Annotated in this window: 14 protein-coding genes and 1 pseudogene; 11 read left to right on the top strand and 4 right to left on the bottom strand. The window is 70.3% G+C overall.

What is annotated here, in order from left to right:
* Positions 1-2: 2 nt before the first annotated feature.
* Positions 3-989, bottom strand: coding sequence for a class I SAM-dependent methyltransferase (locus K8612_RS02505; RefSeq protein ID WP_223761126.1), 987 nt, complete (start codon positions 987-989; stop codon positions 3-5).
* 50 nt (positions 990-1,039) lie between these two features.
* Between K8612_RS02505 and K8612_RS02510 the strand changes: the two genes are divergently transcribed.
* From K8612_RS02510 to K8612_RS02540, 7 genes are all read left to right on the top strand, one after another.
* A complete protein-coding gene (locus K8612_RS02510; RefSeq protein ID WP_223739815.1) occupies positions 1,040-1,801 on the top strand; it encodes a crotonase/enoyl-CoA hydratase family protein in 762 nt (253 codons plus the stop codon).
* Between the two features lie 50 nt (positions 1,802-1,851).
* Positions 1,852-2,997 (top strand): cystathionine gamma-synthase, encoded by a 1,146-nt coding sequence (locus K8612_RS02515; protein ID WP_223761127.1) that lies wholly within the window; start codon positions 1,852-1,854, stop codon positions 2,995-2,997.
* A gap of 85 nt (positions 2,998-3,082) precedes the next feature.
* Entirely contained in the window at positions 3,083-4,912 is a 1,830-nt protein-coding gene (locus K8612_RS02520; protein WP_223761128.1) for a discoidin domain-containing protein, read from the top strand.
* A 70-nt stretch (positions 4,913-4,982) separates the two neighbouring features.
* Positions 4,983-5,429, top strand: coding sequence for a MaoC family dehydratase (locus K8612_RS02525; protein ID WP_223739812.1), 447 nt, complete (start codon positions 4,983-4,985; stop codon positions 5,427-5,429).
* A 65-nt stretch (positions 5,430-5,494) separates the two neighbouring features.
* Positions 5,495-5,953, top strand: a complete 459-nt coding sequence (locus K8612_RS02530) for a hypothetical protein (RefSeq protein ID WP_223739811.1) — start codon at positions 5,495-5,497, stop codon at positions 5,951-5,953.
* Positions 5,954-6,104: 151 nt separating this feature from the next.
* Complete coding sequence (locus K8612_RS02535) at positions 6,105-6,503, top strand: hypothetical protein (RefSeq protein ID WP_223739810.1); 399 nt, start codon at positions 6,105-6,107, stop codon at positions 6,501-6,503.
* A gap of 3 nt (positions 6,504-6,506) precedes the next feature.
* A complete protein-coding gene (locus K8612_RS02540; protein ID WP_120551736.1) occupies positions 6,507-6,908 on the top strand; it encodes a hypothetical protein in 402 nt (133 codons plus the stop codon).
* 101 nt (positions 6,909-7,009) lie between these two features.
* On the opposite strand, the gene K8612_RS02545 is transcribed toward K8612_RS02540, so the two are convergent.
* Positions 7,010-8,377 (bottom strand): pyridoxal-phosphate dependent enzyme, encoded by a 1,368-nt coding sequence (locus K8612_RS02545; RefSeq protein ID WP_120551737.1) that lies wholly within the window; start codon positions 8,375-8,377, stop codon positions 7,010-7,012.
* A 259-nt stretch (positions 8,378-8,636) separates the two neighbouring features.
* Between K8612_RS02545 and K8612_RS02550 the strand changes: the two genes are divergently transcribed.
* Positions 8,637-9,677 carry an aminoglycoside phosphotransferase family protein gene (locus tag K8612_RS02550; RefSeq protein WP_223739809.1) on the top strand — a complete coding sequence of 347 codons (1,041 nt, stop codon included), beginning with the start codon at positions 8,637-8,639 and terminating at the stop codon, positions 9,675-9,677.
* 4 nt (positions 9,678-9,681) lie between these two features.
* Entirely contained in the window at positions 9,682-10,710 is a 1,029-nt protein-coding gene (locus tag K8612_RS02555) for an NDP-sugar synthase (protein ID WP_223761129.1), read from the top strand.
* Between the two features lie 76 nt (positions 10,711-10,786).
* Here K8612_RS02555 and K8612_RS02560 read toward each other — a convergent pair whose 3' ends face one another.
* Together K8612_RS02560 and K8612_RS02565 are read right to left on the bottom strand one after the other, a co-directional pair.
* Entirely contained in the window at positions 10,787-11,551 is a 765-nt protein-coding gene (locus K8612_RS02560) for a Stp1/IreP family PP2C-type Ser/Thr phosphatase (RefSeq protein WP_223739807.1), read from the bottom strand.
* A gap of 148 nt (positions 11,552-11,699) precedes the next feature.
* A complete protein-coding gene (locus tag K8612_RS02565; protein WP_223761130.1) occupies positions 11,700-12,068 on the bottom strand; it encodes a DUF192 domain-containing protein in 369 nt (122 codons plus the stop codon).
* A 17-nt stretch (positions 12,069-12,085) separates the two neighbouring features.
* On the opposite strand from K8612_RS02565, the gene K8612_RS02570 reads away from it, so the two are divergent.
* Both K8612_RS02570 and K8612_RS39130 read left to right on the top strand, forming a co-directional pair.
* A complete protein-coding gene (locus K8612_RS02570) occupies positions 12,086-12,589 on the top strand; it encodes a tRNA (cytidine(34)-2'-O)-methyltransferase (RefSeq protein ID WP_223739805.1) in 504 nt (167 codons plus the stop codon).
* A gap of 34 nt (positions 12,590-12,623) precedes the next feature.
* Positions 12,624-18,808 (top strand): annotated as a pseudogene (locus K8612_RS39130) (DnaJ domain-containing protein).
* Positions 18,809-18,810: the final 2 nt, after the last annotated feature.

The following is an 18,810-nucleotide window of genomic DNA, read 5'->3' on the forward strand; positions in this document are numbered from 1 at the left end:
GCTCACCGTAAGGGGGCCACCATGCGCCAGCAGCGGTGGATCTCCTTGCGGTGGAAGTCCTCGGGGATGGAGCGGGGGGTGAGCTCCTCCACCTGCGCCATGCCCCGGGTGGCGGAGTCCTTCAGCTCGAAGCCCAGGAAGTTGGTGGAGAAGTAGAGGACGCCTCCGGGGGCCATGAGCGCCCGGAGGTGTTCCAGCATCCGCACGTGGTCGCGCTGCACGTCGAAGGTGCCCGACATCTTCTTCGACGTGGAGAACGACGGCGGGTCGCAGACGATGAGGTCGTACTTGTCGTCGCCGTGCTTCGCCTGGTCCTCCAGCCACGCCTTCGCGTCCGCGCGGATGAGCACGTGGCGCGGATCCGCCAGGCCGTTGAGGACCAGGTTGTCCTCCGCCCAGTCCAGGTACGTGTTGGACAGGTCCACGCTCACGCTGCTCGCCGCGCCGCCCGCCGCCGCGTACACGGTGAACGCGCCGGTGTACGCGAAGAGGTTGAGGAAGTGCTTCCCCTTCGCCTCGCTGCGCACGCGCGCGCGGGTGTTGCGGTGGTCCATGAAGAGGCCGGTGTCCAGGTAGTCGCCCAGGTTCACCCAGAACTTGAGGCCCTGCTCCTCCACCACCAGCCGTTCGCTGCCCTGGCCCACGCGTTGGTACTGCGAGCGGCCCCAGGGCTGGGGCGTGTGCGTCTTCACGGAGATGCGCTCGGGCGCCACGCCCAGCACGGCGGTGACGGCGGCGAGCACCTCGTCGCGCTCGGCGTCCTCGGAGGCGCCCTTCGCGCGGGCCTTGCGGCGGGGGAACTCCACGACGTGGGCGTGGTCGCCGTAGAGGTCCACGGCGTAGGGGTACTCGGGGATGTCCCGGTCATAGACGCGGAAGGCGGTGAGCCCCTGCGCGCGAGCCCACTTGCGCAGGCGCTTCGCGTTCTTGCGCAGGCGGTTCTCGAACATGCCCGCGCCCTGCGTGTCCTGCTTGCCTTCATCCGACATGGTTCCCCTCATATTGCAGGCCGCCCCGGGGGCGGGGGAAAACCGGCCCCATGAGCGTGCGCGTCGAGAAGAACGGCCCCGTCACCACCGTCATCCTCCACCGGCCGGAGGTCCGCAACGCGGTGGACGCGGACACGGCCCGGGCGCTGGCGGACGCCTTCCGGGCCTTCGACGCGGACCCTGACGCGAAGGTGGGCGTGCTGTACGGCGACGCGGGCACCTTCTGCGCGGGCGCGGACCTGAAGGCCGTGTCGGAAGGGCGCCTCCTGCGATTGGAGCCGGACGGGGACGGGCCCATGGGGCCTTCGCGCATGCGCCTGTCCAAGCCGGTGGTGGCGGCCATCAGCGGCCACGCGGTGGCGGGCGGCCTGGAGCTGGCGCTGTGGTGCGACCTGCGCGTGGCGGAGGAGGACGCGGTGCTGGGCGTCTTCTGCCGCCGCTGGGGCGTGCCCCTCATCGACGGGGGCACCGTGCGCCTGCCCCGGCTGATTGGCCTGTCACGCGCGCTGGACCTCATCCTCACCGGCCGCCCCGTGTCTTCGGGTGAGGCGCTGGGCATGGGCCTGGTCAACCGCGTGGTGCCGAAGGGCGAGGCCCGGAGCGCCGCGGAGGCGCTGGCCGCTCAAATCGCCGCCTTCCCGCAAGCCTGCATGAACGCGGACCGGACCTCCGCCTACGCCCAGGGGGACCTGGCCTTCGAAGACGCGATGCGCCAGGAGTTTCAGGGCGGGGTGAAGGTGCTCCAGACGGAGTCCATCCCCGGGGCCACGCGCTTCGCGAAGGGGGCGGGGCGGCACGGCCAGTTTGACTAGGGCCCCGGGAGCGCTGCACGGCCCCTGGGACTGTGTTAGTTCGCGAAGCCATGCGCTTCGACACGCTCGCCATCCACGCCGGCCAGGAGCCGGATCCCACCACCGGCGCCATCATGACGCCCGTGTACCTGACCTCCACCTACGTCCAGGACGGACCGGGGGAGCACAAGGGCTACGAGTACAGCCGCACGCAGAACCCCACGCGCAAGGCGCTGCAGGACTGCCTGGCCGCGCTGGAGGGCGCGAAGTACGGCGCCGCGTTCGCGTCCGGCCTCGCCGGCACGGACATGCTGATGCACATGCTGGAGGCCGGTGACCACGTCATCGTCTCCGACGACGTGTACGGCGGCACCTTCCGCATCTTCGACAAGGTGTTCAAGCGCTCCGGCCTGAACTTCTCCTTCGTGGACCTCTCCAAGCCGGAGAACTTCGAGGCGGCCATCACCCCGAAGACGAAGATGGTCTGGGTGGAGACGCCGACGAACCCGATGCTCAAGCTCATCGACCTGGGCCGCATCGCTGAAGTCGCCAAGAAGCGCGGCATCCTCTCCGTCGCGGACAACACGTTCATGACGCCGTACTTCCAGAAGCCGCTGTCCCTGGGCTTCGACGTCGTGGCGCACTCCACGACGAAGTACCTGAACGGCCACAGCGACGTGGTGGGCGGCTTCGTCTGCACCAGCCGCGACGACATCGCGGAGCGGATGTACTTCCTGCAGAACGCGGTGGGCGGCGTGTCCGGCGCCTTCGACAGCTTCCTCGTGCTGCGCGGCGTGAAGACGCTGCACGTGCGCATGGACCGCCACGCGCAGAACGCGATGAAGGTGGCCCAGTACCTGTCCACGCACAAGCAGGTGAAGAAGGTCACCTACCCGGGCCTGGAGACGCACCCGCAGCACGCGCTCGCCAAGCAGCAGATGACCGGCTTCGGCGGCATGCTGACGTTCGACATCCACGGCGGCCTGGAGGCGGCGCGCACCTTCCTCAAGACGGTGAAGGTCTTCGCCTGCGCCGAGTCCCTGGGCGGCGTCGAGTCCCTCATCGAGCACCCCGCCATCATGACCCACGCCTCCATCCCCAAGGAGACGCGGGAGAAGCTGGGCATCGCGGACGGCTTCATCCGCCTGTCCGTCGGCATCGAGGACGCGCAGGACCTCATCGACGACCTCGCGCACGCGCTCGACCGCGTGAAGTAGTCCGGACGCCCGCTCGCGCTCCAGGCGGCCCGCCTGCCCTCCGGGGCAGGGGGAATGTCGGTTGGGACACAACGTTCCTGGCGCGATGCGTAACCGACTGCTTGTCTCCACCGGCCTCCTGGGCGTGTGGCTCGCGACTGGCTGCGAGTCACCGCCCGCTCCCTCCGACTCCGACTTCCCACCGGCCGCGCTGCCGGAGTCGCTCTCCGCGTCCGACTGCAACCAGCTCGTCACCCGGGCCGTGACGGCCAGCGGTGACGACGGCAACGTCCCCGCCAACACGCAGGACGACGACCTGGGCACGCGCTGGAGCGCGCAGGGCACGGGCGTCTGGCTCCAGATGGACCTGGGCTCGGCGCAGACGCTCACGGGCACCACCATCGCGTGGCACCGGGGCAACGAGCGCCAGAACCACTTCGTCGTCTCCACGTCCACGGATGGCGCCACCTTCACCCAGGCGTACGCGGGGGACAGCGCGCTCGACACGTCCGCGCAGACGGTGGCGTTCTCCTCGCGCAGCGCGCGCTACGTGCGCATCACCGTCAACGGCGACACGGTGAACGACTGGAACTCCATCGCGGAGGCCCGCGCGTGCGCGGCCAGCGCGCCTCCGTCCTCCAGTGACTCCGGTCCCGCGCTGCCGCGGCTGCCGTACCTGCAGAGCGTGAAGCAGACGTCCGCCATCGTGGCCTTCCGCACCGCCAGCGGCTGCAACCCCACGGTGCGCTACGGCGAGGGGACGAACCTCACGTCCTCCGTCAGCGCGGGCGTGTCCGGCACGCGCCACGCGGTGAAGCTGTCCAACCTGTCCGCGGGCCGCACCTACGGCTACGTGGTGGAGGCCTGCGGCACCAGGACGGGCCTGCGCAGCTTCCAGACGTCCACGACGTCCTCGGCCACGAAGGCGCACTTCACCGCGATGGGCGACTTCGGCACCGGCGGCAGCATGCAGGCGAAGGTGATGGCGGTGATGAACACGCCGCAGTGGCGCTCGGAGCTGCTCCTGGCCCTGGGGGACAACGCGTACCCGGACGGCACGGACGCGGAGTTCCAGGCGCACCTCTTCACGCCCATGGCGGGCCTGCTGCGCGAAGTGCCCATGTTCGCCACGCCCGGCAACCACGAGTACGTGACGAACCAGGCGCAGCCCTACCTGGACAACATGTACCTGCCGGCCAACAACCCGCAGGGCACCGAGCGCTACTATTCATTCGACTGGGGCCCGGTGCACTTCATCTCCCTGGACTCCAACTGCGCGGTGGGCCTGGCGTCCGCGGACCGGTGCACGCTCTCGGCGCAGAAGGCGTGGGCGGAGTCGGACCTGGCCGCCAACACGCGCCCGTGGACGGTGGCCTTCTTCCACCACCCGTCGTGGTCCAGCGGCGAGCACGGCTCGCAGCTCACCATGCGCCGCCAGTTCGGCCCGCTGTTCGAGAAGTACGGCGTGGACCTGGTCCTCACCGGCCATGACCACGACTACGAGCGCAGCAAGCCCATGTACGGCGACACCGTGGCCTCCAGCACCCAGCGCGGCATCCCGTACCTCGTGGTGGGCAGCGGCGGCGCCACGCTGCGGCCCTTCCCGTCCAGCCAGCCCGCGTGGACCGCGCTGCGGGACAACCAGGCCTACGGCTTCCTGGACGTGACGGTGGACGGCGGCACGCTGACCGCGCGGCTCATCACCTCCGGCAACACCGTGCGCGACACGCTGACCCTCAAGAAGACGCTGGCCAAGGCCGCCGCCCGCGGCGTCCAGTCCAGCGCGCTGGAGGCGGACGAGGCCGCGGCGGAGGAGGCCCGGGACACGCCGCCGGGCCCCACGGACGAGCGCGCCGAGCCGGTGCGGCGCGGCCCCGTTCCGCCCGCGGACACGCCGGAGTCCGTGGCCGACCCGGAGGAGCCGCTTCCGCAGTAGCCGCGCGGCCCGCCGGAGGGTAGGGAAGGGCTGAACCGCCGGCGGGCCCGGCACCCACAGAAGGGACACCATGCGCTACTTCGAGGACTTCCCCATCGGCGAAATCATGGAGCGGGGGCCGTACGTGGTGACGCGCGAGGAGATCATCGCGTTCGCGCGCCAGTTCGACCCGCAGCCCTTCCACATCGACGAGGACGCCGCCGGCCAGAGCATCTACGGCGGCATCATCGCCAGCGGCTGGCACACCGCCGCCATCTGCCACAAGCTCATGGTCGAGGGCCTCCTGGGCCAGGCCGCCGGCATGGGCTCGCCCGGCCTGGACGAGCTGCGCTGGAAGAGGCCGGTGCGCCCCGGTGACACGCTCCGGATCCGCATCGAGACGCTGGAGGCCAGGCCCTCCGCGAGCAAGCCGGACCGCGGCGCGCTCAAGCTGCGCCTGGAGGTCGTGAACCAGCACGGCGAGGTGGTGATGACGGAGGTGGCCAACGCCCTCTTCGCCCGCCGCCCGGCGCCGTAGAAAACGACCCCCACTTTGAGTTCCAGGGCTGACCTGGGTTACCAATACGCCCAAAGGAGAAGCCCATGTCCAACACCAATGAGGTCGTTCCTCCTCCGGCGCCCAGCCGGCTGAAGCGCCCCGTGGAAGTGGTGCGCGCGGAACTGCTCGCGGATGAAGACGTGAAGCAGCAGGCGGAGATGCTGAAGATCCCCGTCGCGCAGTACGTGGAGAAGATCCTCGACTACGCCATCCACCCGGACAAGCCGCCCCAGTTGGAGATCATCCCCGACGAGGAGCTCAAGGCGCGCGACCCGAAGATCGCCACGGTGGAGGAGATTGGCACCCACCTGCAGAAGATCATCGACGGGGAGGTCGTCATCAGCCCCGCCCAGCAGCGCGACGGCTTCAGCAGCGACAAGAGCCACGAGCAGCGCTACAGCGCCGCGCTGGGCTCCGCCAGCAAGCCCGGCCAGACCGTGGCCCCCAAGCCCGGCGCCGCCGTGGATCCCGCCGAGGCCAAGAAGGGCCCCATCCGGGGCTGAGCCGCCCCGCCAAGGCCCCGGAATCCCGGGGCTTTCCAGTGGGAGGCCCGGATAATCCCGGAACCGGAAACTTCTCCGGCGTCCCGCCGAGAATCCCACTGTCAGTCTCACTTCGAGGGCCCGCGCGGCCCTCCCCGAAAAGGATCAGACCATGGGTGGCATCGGCAAGGCTCTCGGCAAGGTGATGGACATCGTCAAGCCGTTCGTGTCGGCGGTGAACCCGCTGCTCGGCGCGGCGATGGGTTTCGCCAGCGGCCTGATGCAGGGCAAGAACCCCCTCCAGGCGCTGCTGGGCGCGGCCACCGACCTCATCCCGGGCGGCGGCGTGCTCAAGAACGCGCTGGGGACCTTCGCCAACTCCGGCCTGCTGGACGGCGCGGGCGGCAACAGCCTGCTGTCCGGCGCGCTGAACCTGGCGAAGGGCAAGAGCAAGGTCACCGACGTCCTCGGTGACCTGTTCAAGTCCACCAAGAGCAACCCGCTCACCAACCTGGGCATGAGCAACGCGACGGAGCTCGCCGCCCAGCGCATGTCGACGTTCCTCTCCTAGTCCATGAAGCCCGTCCGCTTCGACCCCAAGGTCCACCACGAGCTGCTCAACCTGTGGCGCAAGCCGTGGGATGAGACGATGACGCCGGACGCACTGCCGGAGTACGGCTTCGTGGTGCCGGACAAGGCGGCGGGCTTCCTGTACCGCACGGACAGCTCGGTGGCGTTGATTGAAGGCATCATCGCCGCGCCCGGGCTGACCAAGGAGGACCGCAACGAAGCGGTCAACGCCATCGTCGCCGCCGTCCGCGACGAGGCCCGGCGCCAGGGCTTCAAGCTGCTGTTGGGCTACTCGCAGTTGGACGCCATCAAGAACCGCGCGGAGCGCTTCGGCTTCATGCACGTGGGGCCGGGCTACCACATGGTGGCCCTGGACCTGACGAAGCCGGACCCGCCGGGGCTCTGAAGCAACAACACGCCTCACCGCCAGGAAACACGACGGGCCCGAAGGGAGGATGTCCTCCTCCTTCCGGGCCCGCGGTGTTTCAGGGCCTGACGCCCGCGGCTTTAAGCAGCGGTGCGGTGCAGGTAGTCGATGAGGTCGATCTTCGTGACGATGGCGACGACGGTCTCTCCGTCCTTCACCACGGCCACGTTGTCGCGCGCGAAGATTTCACGCAGCCGGTCGATGCTGGCCTCGGCGGACACGGCGCCCTGGAGCGGGGCGACGATGGGGTCGATGGCGTCCTGGAACTTCACCTTGTTGGCGACCAGGGCGTTGAGCAGGTCGTACTCGTGCACCATGCCCACGGCGCGCCCGTCGTCGGACACCACGGGCATCTGGCTGATGCCGTGGCTGCGCATGGTCTCCACCACGCGGTCCACGCGGTCACCGCGCTTGGCCGTCTTCAGGTCGCGGGGCTTCGCGCCGATGATGTCGCGCACGGTGCCGGCGCCCTTCTCCTGCATGAAGCCGTTGTCGCGCATCCACTCGTCGGAGTGGAACTTGCTGATGTAGCTGCTGCCGGAGTCCGGCAGGACGACCACGATGGTCTTCCCCTTGCCGACCTCCTTCGCCAACTGCACCGCCACGTGCACGGCCGCGCCGGACGAGCCACCCGCGAAGATGCCCTCCTCACGCGCCAGCCGGCGCGCGGCGTTGAAGCACATGCGGTCATCCACCTGGCGCACGTCGTCCACGACCTTGAAGTCCATGGCGCCGCAGAGCATGTCCTCGCCAATGCCCTCGACCTTGTAGACGTGCGGCTCGGTGAGCTTGCCCGTCTTGAAGTAGCCCTCGTAGACGGAGCCCTCCGGATCCACGCCGATGTTCTTCAGGCCGGGGATCTTCTCCTTGAGGTACTTGCCGGCGCCGCTCATGGTGCCGCCGGTGCCCAGGCCGGACACGAAGTAGTCGAACTTGCCCTCGGTCTGCTGGAAGATCTCCGGACCGGTCGTGTGGTAGTGCGCCTCGATGTTGTCCGGGTTGTGGTACTGGTTCAGCATGAAGGCGCCCGGCGTCTCCTTGGCCAGCCGCTTGGACGTCTCGTAGTAGCTGCGCGGGTCCTCGGCCGGGACGTTCGTCGGCGTGACGACGACCTGGGCGCCCATGGCCTTCAGGCGGTTGATCTTCTCCAGGGACATCTTGTCCGGCATGGTGAAGATGCACTTGTAGCCCTTCACCGCCGCGGCCAGCGCCACGCCCATGCCGGTGTTGCCGGACGTGTTCTCCACGATGGTGCCGCCGGGCTTGAGCTTCCCCTCCCGCTCGGCCTTTTCGATGATGTAGAGCGCCATGCGGTCCTTGATGGACGCGCCGGGGTTCATGAACTCGCACTTCACGAGCACGGTGGCGTCGTTCGGACCGACGAGCTTGTTGAGCTTCACCAGCGGCGTGTGGCCAATGGCGGTGAGGATGTTCTGTTGGATGTCCATCGTGCGTGGCTTCCCGAAAAAAGTGAGGGTCGGGGCCTTATATGTGCTCCGCCCCGTCAGGGGGAACATGCCCGAAGGCATGGCCCTTCCTGACGCAGGATGCCGCGACCGTGTGGGTGTTGCCCTGGGGTTCCTCGTCGCGTAGGCGACAGGGCAGGCGTCTGGCGGACGCGTGGCCCACGCGGGCTTTGACCCGCCGCGCCGTGCCTCCGATACTCGCGGGCGTCGTTTCCTTCCCCCTCCGGAGCACCCGCCCCCCATGGAACTTGAGGCCGCCCTTCGCGACCAGGTGGGACAGGCCATTGGCCGTCCCGTCCCCGATGCCCCCATCCAGAAGCTGAAGGGCGACGCGAGCAACCGCTCCTACTACCGCGTCGGCCGCGCCCCGGAGAGCTGGGTGCTGATGGTGATGCCGCCGGACGCGACGAAGAAGAGCGAGGAGGCCACCAAGGGCGAGCCCCCGAAGGAGCTGCCCTTCATCAACGTGCACCGCTACCTGGAGAAGCTGGGCGTGCGCGTGCCGCGCATCCTCCGCTACGACGAGCCCGCAGGCATCATGGTGCTGGAGGACCTGAGCGACATCACCTTCGAGTCCGCGCTGGAGGGAGGCCGCCACCACCAGGCGCTCTACACGCGCGCGGTGGACCTCTTGGCGAAGCTGCGCGTGCAGGCGGAGAAGCAGCGCGACCCGGAGTGCCTGGCCTTCACGCGCGCCTTCGACGAGGACCTGTACGACTGGGAGCTGCACCACTTCCGCGAGTGGGGCCTGGAGGCCTGGAGCGGCAAGACGCCCACGGACGCGGAGCGCGCGGAGCTGGACGCCACGTTCCGGGACATCGCGAAGCAGCTCGCCGCCGCGCCGCGAGGCTTCACGCACCGCGACTACCAGAGCCGCAACATCATGGTGAAGGAGGGCGAGCTGGTCGTCATCGACTTCCAGGACGCGCTCCAGGGCCCGCGCCAGTACGACCTGGTGGCGCTCCTGCGCGACAGCTACGTGGAGCTGGACCGCGACTTCGTGGACACGATGCTGGACCGCTACATCGCCACGTTCGAGCAGGAGAGCGGGGAGAAGATCGACGCGAAGGAGTTCAAGGCGTTCTTCGACCTGCTCACCATCCAGCGCAAGCTGAAGGACGCGGGCCGCTTCGAGTTCATCAACCGCGTGAAGGGCAACCCGGGCTTCCTCGTCTCCATCCCCGCGTCGCTGCGCTACGTGAAGGCCGCGTTCGCGCGCCGGCCGGAGCTGGCGGGGCTGCAGAAGCTGATTTCGAAGTACGTGCCCGAGCTGGCGGCCTGAAGCCATGAAAGCGATGGTCCTCTGCGCGGGCCTGGGCACGCGCCTGCGCCCGCTCACGGAGCGCTGGCCCAAGCCGGCCATGCCGTTTCTTGGCCAGCCGCTGCTCCGCTATCACCTGGCGGTGCTGAAGGCCGCCGGGGTGACGGAGGTGGGCATCAACACGCATCACCTGCCGGACACGATGACGGCGGCGGCCCGCGCGGAGTGCGAGCGCGCGGGGCTGCCGCTGCACGTCGTGCACGAGCCCGTCATCCAGGGCACGGGCGGAGGCATCCGCGGCCTGCGCGACTTCCTCTCCGGCGAGGACTTCCTCGTGTTCAACGGGGACATCCTCTTCCCGGTGGACCTGCGGCCCGCGGTCGCGGCGCACCGCGAGTCCGGCGCGGTGGCGACGATGGTGCTGTTGCCCATGCCGGAAGGGGAGAAGTACGCGGCGGTGGAGGCGGACGCGGGCGGGCAGGTGCGCCGCATCGCGGGGTACGGGCCGGGCGGTGAAGGCCTGCGGCCGTGGCACTTCACCGGCGTGCACGTGATGTCCCCCAGCGTGTTCGACTTCATGACGGCGGAAGGCCCCGAGGACATCAACCGCGAGGTCTACGTGCGGGTGATGCAGGCGGGGCTCCAGGTGCGTGGGCACGCGGTGGACGCGTACTGGTCCGACCTGGGCATGCCGTCGCGCTACCTGGCCACGGTGCGGGACGTGCTCGAAGGGCGCGTGCCGTTGCAGGCGCTGGGGACGGACTCGCCGCTGCACGGGCTGAAGGCCGGGGCGGACGGAGCCTGGGGGCATCCGGAGGCCCGCGTCGAGGGCACCGTTCGCGGGCCTGCGTTCGTGGGCGCGGGCGCTGTCGTGGAAGCGGGCGCCAGCGTGGGCCCGGGCGTGTCGGTGGGCCCGGGCGCGCGGGTGGGGCAGGGCGCGAAGTTGGAGCGCTGCGCAGTGTTCGAGGAGACGCAGGTGGCCCCCGGTGAGGCGCTGACTGAAGTGCTCGCGTGGGGCCCGCACCGGGTGCCCGCGCCGCTCACGGGGCGCTGAGCTCGGGGGTGAAGGACGAAGGCCCGCGCTCCCTTTCGGGGGCACGGGCCTTCTCGTTTCTCGCGACGGGGGTCGCTCAGGCGGCGTGGTAGCGCGCCAGCACGCAGGTGACGTTGTCGTTGCCGCCCGCCGCGTTGGCCAGGTCGATGAGCTGGCCGCACGCCTTCTCCAGCTCCGGCGTGCGCGACAGGATGTCCTGCATCTGCGCGTCGGTGATCATGCCGCTCAGGCCGTCCGAGCACAGCAGGAAGACGTCGTTCTCCAGCGGATCCACGCGGGTGACGTCCACCTGCACCTGCTCCTTCATCCCCAGCGCGCGGACGATGACGTTCTTGTGGGGGAAGTTCTCGATCTCCTCCGGCGTGAGCTTCTTCGCCTTGAGGTAGTCGTTGAGCAGCGAGTGGTCCTCCGTCACCTGCTGGAGGATGCCGCCGCGGAAGAAGTACACGCGGCTGTCGCCCACGTGGCCCACGTAGACGCCGTTCTCCGCGAAGTGCACGGACACGATGGTGGTGCCCATGCCCTTGTACTTGGAGTCCGTCGTGGCGCGCTCGAAGATGCGCGCGTTCGCCAGCTTGATGCCGGTGGCGAGGCGGTTCTCGTCGTAGTTGCGCTGCTTGTCCATCTTGAAGGGCCAGGTGGCGTCCTGGTCCTTGGACGTGAGGCGGAAGAACTCACCCAGCTCGTCCACCGCGATGCGGCTGGCGATCTCCCCGGACGAGTGGCCTCCCATGCCGTCCGCCACGCACACGAGGTTCTCCTCGGTGAGCACGAGGTAGTTGTCCTCGTTGTGGTTCCGCTTCATCCCGACGTGGGTGCTGCCGGCGACCTCGATACGCATGCGAAGGGACTCTTCCGGGGGAGAGGCGTGAAAATCGGGGCGCGACGTTAACAAAGCGTTCCAAAAGGGGTCAAAAAGCTCTCTCGTGTCGCAGCATTCCACCCTCCGGGTGTGGGTGGGCGGGACGGCCCCCGCCACCCCGGCTCCCCTAAACGCCCGGGGGCTCCCCCGGGGCGAAGAGCAGGCGGTCGCCCTCCTGGGTGCCGCTGGCCAGGAGGACCCCGGCGGGCAGCTCCAGGACGGAGCGGGCCTTGAAGTAGATGGACGAGGTGCGCCAGGGAGGCATGGCGGACAGTTGCTTGACGATGCGCCCTTCCGCGTCCAGGAAGGCGACGTCGATGGGGATGCGCATGAAGAAGGTGTGGATGGAGTTGCAGGGGTCGATGTGCATCCCGCCCCCCATGGGCAGCGAGGCGCGGCCCATGAGCCCCTGGAAGCGCTGGACGAAGGACTCGGCGCGTTCGGCGCGGTCCGCGAGCAGCCGCTGCCGCGTTTCGTTGGTCACCCTCCAGTGCATGTCCGGTGTTCTATCCCATGCTTGAGCCCCTGGCGTCCCCCCTGCACCTGGTCCTCGTGTCGCCCCAGATTCCGCCCAACACCGGCAACGTGGCCCGGCTGTGCGCGGTGACGGGGTGCCGGCTCATCCTGGTGGAGCCCCTGGGGTTCTCCATCGACGACCGGCACCTGAAGCGGGCGGGGCTGGACTACTGGGACAAGGTGTTCCTGAAGCTGTACCCGACCTACGACGCCTACGTGGCGGAGTACCCCCAGGCCCGGCGGTGGCTGTTCTCCGCCCGGGCGGAGACATCCCTGTACGCGGCGCGGTTCGAGCCGGGGGACCACCTGGTGTTCGGCTCGGAGGTGACGGGGCTGTTGCCGGAGGTGATGGAGGGGGGGACGGGGACGCCGGTGACCATCCCGATGCTGCCGGAGCGCCGGAGCTTGAATCTTTCGACGTCGGTGGGGATTGGCGCCTACGAGGCGCTGCGGCAGGTGCAGTTGGGGACAGCGGGCAGGCAGGCGCCGCCGTCGAATTGAGGGGCGGGCGGGACGGGCTACACTCCGTGGCCGAATGTCCGCCTCGCAGGTCGCCGAAGCGCTGTATGCCGCCCACAAGTCCCGAGCCACCGGCCGGCTGACGCTGCACGCCGGTGGACGCGAGTCCGCGCTGTGGCTGCGCGAGGGTGACCTGGTGGGGGCGAAGCTGGGCTTCGGCTACCAGACGCCGGCGCAGGCGCTCTTCCAGAACGGGCTGTTGGGGGCGGATTCCCTGGACGCGCTGTGGGCGCGGGGTGGGGCTTCGGCGCCGGACGAGGAGCTGCTGGAGGACAGCGGGCTCCAGTCCGCGGTGGTGCACGAGCAGCAGGTGCTGGCGCAGGTGCGGCGGCTGAGCGAGCTCGCGGAGCGCGCGGACTTCGAGGCGGAGGCGGTGGAGGCGGCGGGGGATTTCGCGCCCATCGCGGGCATGCGGGTGGTGCGGGCGGCGCTGGAGCCGGCGCCCCGTGAGTCCGTGCCCGCGAGGGTGTACCGCTGCCCGGACGTGGCGGCGTGCGAGCCGTGGCTGACGGAGGCGTCGGAGCGGAGCCTGCTGGAGACGCTGGGGGCGTTCCGGAGGCCGGAGGCGCTGACGGGAGCACAGCAGGCGCTGCTGCGGGTGCTGGAGCGCGAGGGCCGCATCGAGGCCCTGTCGGTGGAGGAGTGGGAGGAGCGCGAGCGGCTGCGGCGCGAGGAGGAGCTGCGGCAGGCGGAGGAGGAGGCCTGGGCCATCGAGGAGGCGCGCCGGCGCGAGGAGGCGGAGCGGCGCGCGGAGGAGGCGAGGCTCGCGGAGCTGGCGCGGCTGGAGGCGGAGCGGCTGGCCGAGGAGGCGAGGCTCGCGGAAGAGGCTCGGCTGGCGGAGCTGGCGCGGCTGGAGGCGGAGCGGCTGGCGGAGGAGGCCCGGCTGGCCGAAGAGGCGCGGCTCGCGGAAGAGGCGCGGCTCGCTGAAGAGGCACGGCTCCGGGCGATCGAGGAAGCACGTCAGGCGGAAGAGGCGCGGTTGGCGGAGCTGGCGCGGCTGGAGGCGGAGCGGCTCGCGGAAGAAGCTCGGCTGGCGGAGCTGGCGCGGCTGGAGGCGGAGCGGCTCGCGGAAGAAGCTCGGCTGGCGGAGCTTGCTCGCATCGAAGCGGAGCGACTGGCGGAAGAGGCGCGGCTGGCGGAAGAGGCGCGCATCGAAGCGGAGCGTCTCGCGGAGGAGGCCCGCCTCGCGGAGCTGGCGCGCATCGAAGCGGAGCGTCTCGCGGAGGAGGCCCGCCTCGCTGAACTTGCGCGCATCGAAGCGGAGCGGCTGGAGGCGGAGCGGCTGGCCGAGGAGGCTCGTCTCGCGGAAGAGGCGCGACTCGCGGAGTTGGCGCGGCTGGAGGCGGAGCGGCTGGCCGAGGAGGCTCGTCTCGCCGAACTGGCGCGCATTGAGGCGGAGCGGCTAGCCGAAGAGGCGCGGTTGGCGGAGCTTGCTCGCATCGAAGCAGAGCGACTCGCCGAAGAGGCCCGGCTTGCGGAGCTGGCGCGCATCGAGGCGGAGCGGCTGGCCGAGGAGGCCCGGCTCGCGGAAGAGGCTCGGCTGCGTGCGGAAGAGGAGGCCCGGCTCGCGGAGGAGGCACGCCTCGCGGAAGAAGCGCGTCTTGCCGAAGAAGCTCGCCTTCGCGCCGAGGAAGAGGCGCGTCTTGCCGAGGAGGCTCGGCTCGCTGAAGAGGCCCGCCTTGCGGAAGAGGCTCGCCTTCGCGCCGAAGAAGAGGCTCGGCTCGCCGAAGAGGCGCGGCTGGCGGAGGAGGCACGCCTTCGCGCGGAGGAAGAGGCTCGGCTCGCTGAAGAGGCGCGGCTGGCGGAAGAGGCCCGACTTCGTGCGGAGGAAGAGGTTCGGCTTCGCGCCGAAGAGGAGGCCCGGCTCGCCGAAGAGGCCCGGCTTGCGGAGGAGGCGCGCGTCGCGGAAGAGGCCCGACTCGCCGAGGAGGCCCAGCTTCGTGCCCTTGAAGAGGCGCGGCTCGCTGAACTTGCACGTATCGAAGCCGAGCGACTAGCCGAAGAGGCTCGCTTGGCCGAGGAGGCCCGTCTCGCGGAAGAGGCTCGGCTGCGTGCGGAAGAGGAGGCCCGTCTCGCGGAAGAGGAGGCCCGGCTCGCGGAAGAGGCTCGACTTCGAGCACTCGAAGAGGAGCGGCTTGCGGAGGAGGCACGTCTTCGCGCGGAGGAGGAAGCGCGGCTGGCGGAGGAGGCCCGCCTTGCCGAAGAAGCTCGTCTTCGTGCGGAGGAAGAGGCTCGTCTCGCGGAGGAAGCCCGTCTTCGCGCGAACGAGGACGCTCGACTCGCGGAAGAGGCGCGGCTGGCTGAAGAGGCCCGGCTTGCTGAAGAGGCTCGGCTGCGTGCGGAAGAGGAGGCCCGGCTCGCGGAAGAAGCGCGTCTTGCCGAAGAGGCTCGCCTTCGCGCCGAAGAAGAAGCCCGGCTCGCTGAAGAGGCTCGCCTCGCCGAAGAGGCACGGCTGGCTGAAGAGGCACGGCTGGCTGAAGAGGCTCGCCTTGCCGAAGAGGCACGGCTGGCTGAAGAGGCTCGCCTTGCCGAAGAGGCTCGCCTTGCCGAAGAGGCTCGGCTTCGTGCGGAGGAAGAGGCGCGACTCGCTGAGGAAGCACGGCTGGCTGAAGAGGCGCGACTGGCCGAAGAGGCTCGCCTCGCCGAAGAGGCACGACTCGCGGAGGAGGCCCGCCTTCGTGCCGAGGAGGAAGCGCGAGTAGCCGAAGCGGCGCGGCTCGCTGAAGAGGCCCGGCTCGCTGAAGAGGCCCGGCTCGCTGAGGAGGCCCGGCTAGCCGAAGAGGCCCGCTTGGCCGAAGAGGCCCGTCTTCGTGCGGAGGAAGAAGCGCGTCTCGCTGAAGAGGCTCGCCTCGCTGAAGAGGCCCGGCTCGCTGAAGAGGCTCGCCTCGCTGAGGAGGCCCGGCTCGCTGAGGAGGCCCGGCTCGCTGAGGAGGCCCGGCTTGCCGAAGAGGCCCGCTTGGCCGAAGAGGCCCGCTTGGCCGAAGAGGCCCGTCTTCGTGAGGAGGAGGCTCGACTCGCAGAAGAAGCACGCCTCGCGGAGGAAGCTCGGCTTCGCGCGGAAGAGGAGGCTCGTCTCGCGGAGGAGGCCCGACTCCGTGCAGAGGAAGAGGCCCGACTGGCGGAAGAGGCACGTCTGGCAGAAGAGGCCCGCCTTCGCGCCGAAGAGGATGCGCGCGTCGCTGAAGAGGCTCGCCTCGCAGAAGAGGCCCGGCTTGCGGAACTGGCGCGCATTGAAGCCGAGCGCCTTGCCGAAGAAGCGCGGCTCGCCGAAGAGGCCCGGCTTCGCGCGATCGAGGAGGCTCGACTCGCTGAGGAAGCGCGGCTGGCTGAAGAGGCGCGCCTGCGTGCGGAGGAGGAAGCCCGCCTGGCTGAAGAGGCCCGGCTTCGCGCGGAGGAAGAAGCGCGTCTCGTTGAAGAGGCTCGACTCGCCGAAGAGGCCCGGCTTCGGAAGAGGCCCGGCTTCGCGCGGAGGAAGAAGCGCGTCTCGTTGAAGAGGCTCGACTCGCCGAAGAGGCCCGGCTTCGTGCGGAGGAAGAGGCACGACTCGCTGAAGAGGCTCGTCTGGCCGAAGAGGCCCGGCTTCGTGCGGAGGAAGAGGCACGACTCGCTGAAGAGGCTCGTCTGGCCGAAGAGGCGCGCCTGCGTGCGGAGGAGGAGGCACGACTCGCCGAAGAGGCTCGACTCGCCGAAGAGGCCCGTCTTCGCGCAGAGGAAGACGCACGACTCGCCGAAGAGGCCCGGCTGGCCGAAGAGGCCCGGCTGGCCGAAGAGGCCCGGTTGGCGGAGGAGGCCCGCCTCGCGGAAGAGGCTCGCCTCGCGGAAGAGGCTCGCCTTGCCGAAGAGGCTCGCCTTCGCGCGGAAGAGGAGGCTCGGCTCGCGGAGGAAGCCCGTCTTCGTGCTGAAGAAGAGGCCCGGCTGGCCGAAGAGGCCCGCCTCGCGGAGGAAGCCCGCCTTCGCGCGATCGAAGACGCCCGACTCGCAGAGGAGGCTCGGCTGGCGGAAGAGGCTCGCCTTCGCGCGGAAGAAGAGGCACGTCTCGCGGAAGAGGCTCGACTGGCCGAAGAGGCTCGGCTCGCCGAAGCCGCACGCCTCGCGGAAGAAGCCCGCCTTGCCGAAGAGGCTCGCGTTCGCGCCGAAGCCGAAGCACTGCGCCTCGCGGAGGAAGTCCGTCTTCGCGCCGAGGAGGAAGCCCGTCAGGCCGAACTCCACCGCCTCGCCGAAGAGGCCCGTGCCGCCGAGGCCGCCCGCCTCGCGGAACAGGCCCGCGCCGCCGAAGAGGCCCGCCTCGCGGAACAGGCCCGCGCCGCCGAAGAGGCCCGCCTCGCCGAAGAGGCCCGCGCCGCCGAAGCCCAGCGCCTGTCCGAACAGGGCAAGCCCGCCCATCCGCCCTCACTCCCCCGGCGCTCCCGCCCGGCCGCGCCCTCCACGCCGCCCCCGGTCCTCGTCCCCCTCGCCGCCGCGCCCGCGGAGCCCGAACCGCTCACGCTCGGGCCCGAGGACATCATCCTCACCGCGGAGCCTGAACCCGCCGCCCCGTCGAACTCCTGGGCGGACTCCATCCCCGCGTCCCCCCGCGACGCCCTGGAGCTCCCCTCCAGCGACAACACCGCCGCCCTCACGGAGGCCCGCAAGCGCGCCCAGGCCGCCCTGCTCCAGGACATGGCCGAGGCCCTGCGCCGCTCCGCCTCCGTCCCCCTGGACCCGTGGCTCACCGAGGAGCCCTCGCGCTTCCCCGTCGCGCCCCCCCCGGAGCCCGACCTCCCCCTCCTGGAGGTCGAGCCGGAGAGCTGGGGCGACATCGTCCCCGCCGCCGCCCCCCTCCCGGACACCCAGGCCCCCGCGCCGGCCGCCCCCGTCGTCCCCGCCGAGGCGCCCCCGCAGCCGGACCTCTGGGCCGTCCAGCCCCCCAAGTTCCCCGCGTCCTCCACACCGCCCGTGCGTCCCGCCCGCGCCAGCGAGGACGACCTGTGGCGCATCGTCTCCTTCGACGAGTCCAACGACCCCGCCCAGAACCTCACCGCCTCCTTCGAGGCCGCCCTCCAGCAGGTGGACGCCCACCTGGAGGCCCTCATCCGCTCGGATGTCCGCTCGGCCGGCGACGCCAACGAATTCCTCGTCGAGGCCATCGTCGAAGCGACCTTCGAGCCGCTGCCTTCTCCCCTCGCCACCGCGTTCCCCGGTGACAACGCGGGGGCTTCTGGCCAGACTGGGGATGAGTTGTCCGGTGATCTGGACGACTGGGATTTTGACGAGGACGACGTGGCGGCCGAAGACCCCTCCAACCCCGACGAAGCCTCCAAGCTCCGGCGCCAGCGCCTCCTGCGCCGTGCCATGGAGAACATGGGCACGCTCGGCGCCCGCCCCGTTCCCCCCGCCGCCGCGAGCACCCCGGCCACGCCCGAAGGCGTCGCGCCGCCCGCCGCCGTCGCCGCGCCGGCGGAGCCCCCCAAGCCCGACGAGGGCCGGCTCGCGCAGCAGATTGAGCAGCGCTACGCCGACATCCAGACGAAGAAGGACCACTTCGTCACACTTGGGGTTCCGCAGGACGCCTCGCGCGACCAGGTGAAGGCCGCCTTCCTGAGCCTCGCCAAGGTCTTCCACCCGGACCGGCTGCCCCCGTCGCTGCCCCACCTGGCGCCGAAGATCACCGCCGTCTTCGAGTCCATCCGCGAGGCCTACGAAGTCCTCCACGACGACACCCGCCGCAAGAACTACCAGTTGGCCCAGCAGGGCGCGCAGGCCGCCCCCAAGCCCCCGGCCTCCAGCGGCGCCCGCCCCGGCAGCCCCGCCGCGGCCCGCGCGGACACCAACGCGGACGACCTGTTCCGCATGGGCGAGGTCTTCTTCCGCAAGCGCGACTTCGTCGCCGCCAGCGAGCACTACGAGCGCGCGTACGGCCTGGACCCCAAGCCCCTGTACCTCGCGGCGCGCGCCTGGGCCGTCTACATGGACCCCGGCCGCAAGGCCGACATGCCCCGCGCCAAACAGTGGATGGCGGATGCGGTGCGCACCGACCCGAACTGTGATCGCGCCCACTACCAACTGGGCGTCATCGCCCGCGTGGAAGGGGACATGGACCGCGCGGAGAAGCACTTCCGGGAAGCCGTCCGTGCGAACCCCAAGCACCTGGAGGCGAACCAGGAGCTGCGGCTCATCGACATGCGCAAGAAGAACCCGCCCAAGAAGGGTCTCTTCCGCTGACT

Origin of the sequence: Corallococcus sp. AS-1-6 (assembly GCF_020037015.1) — a bacterium.
Classification (GTDB): Bacteria; Myxococcota; Myxococcia; order Myxococcales; family Myxococcaceae; genus Corallococcus.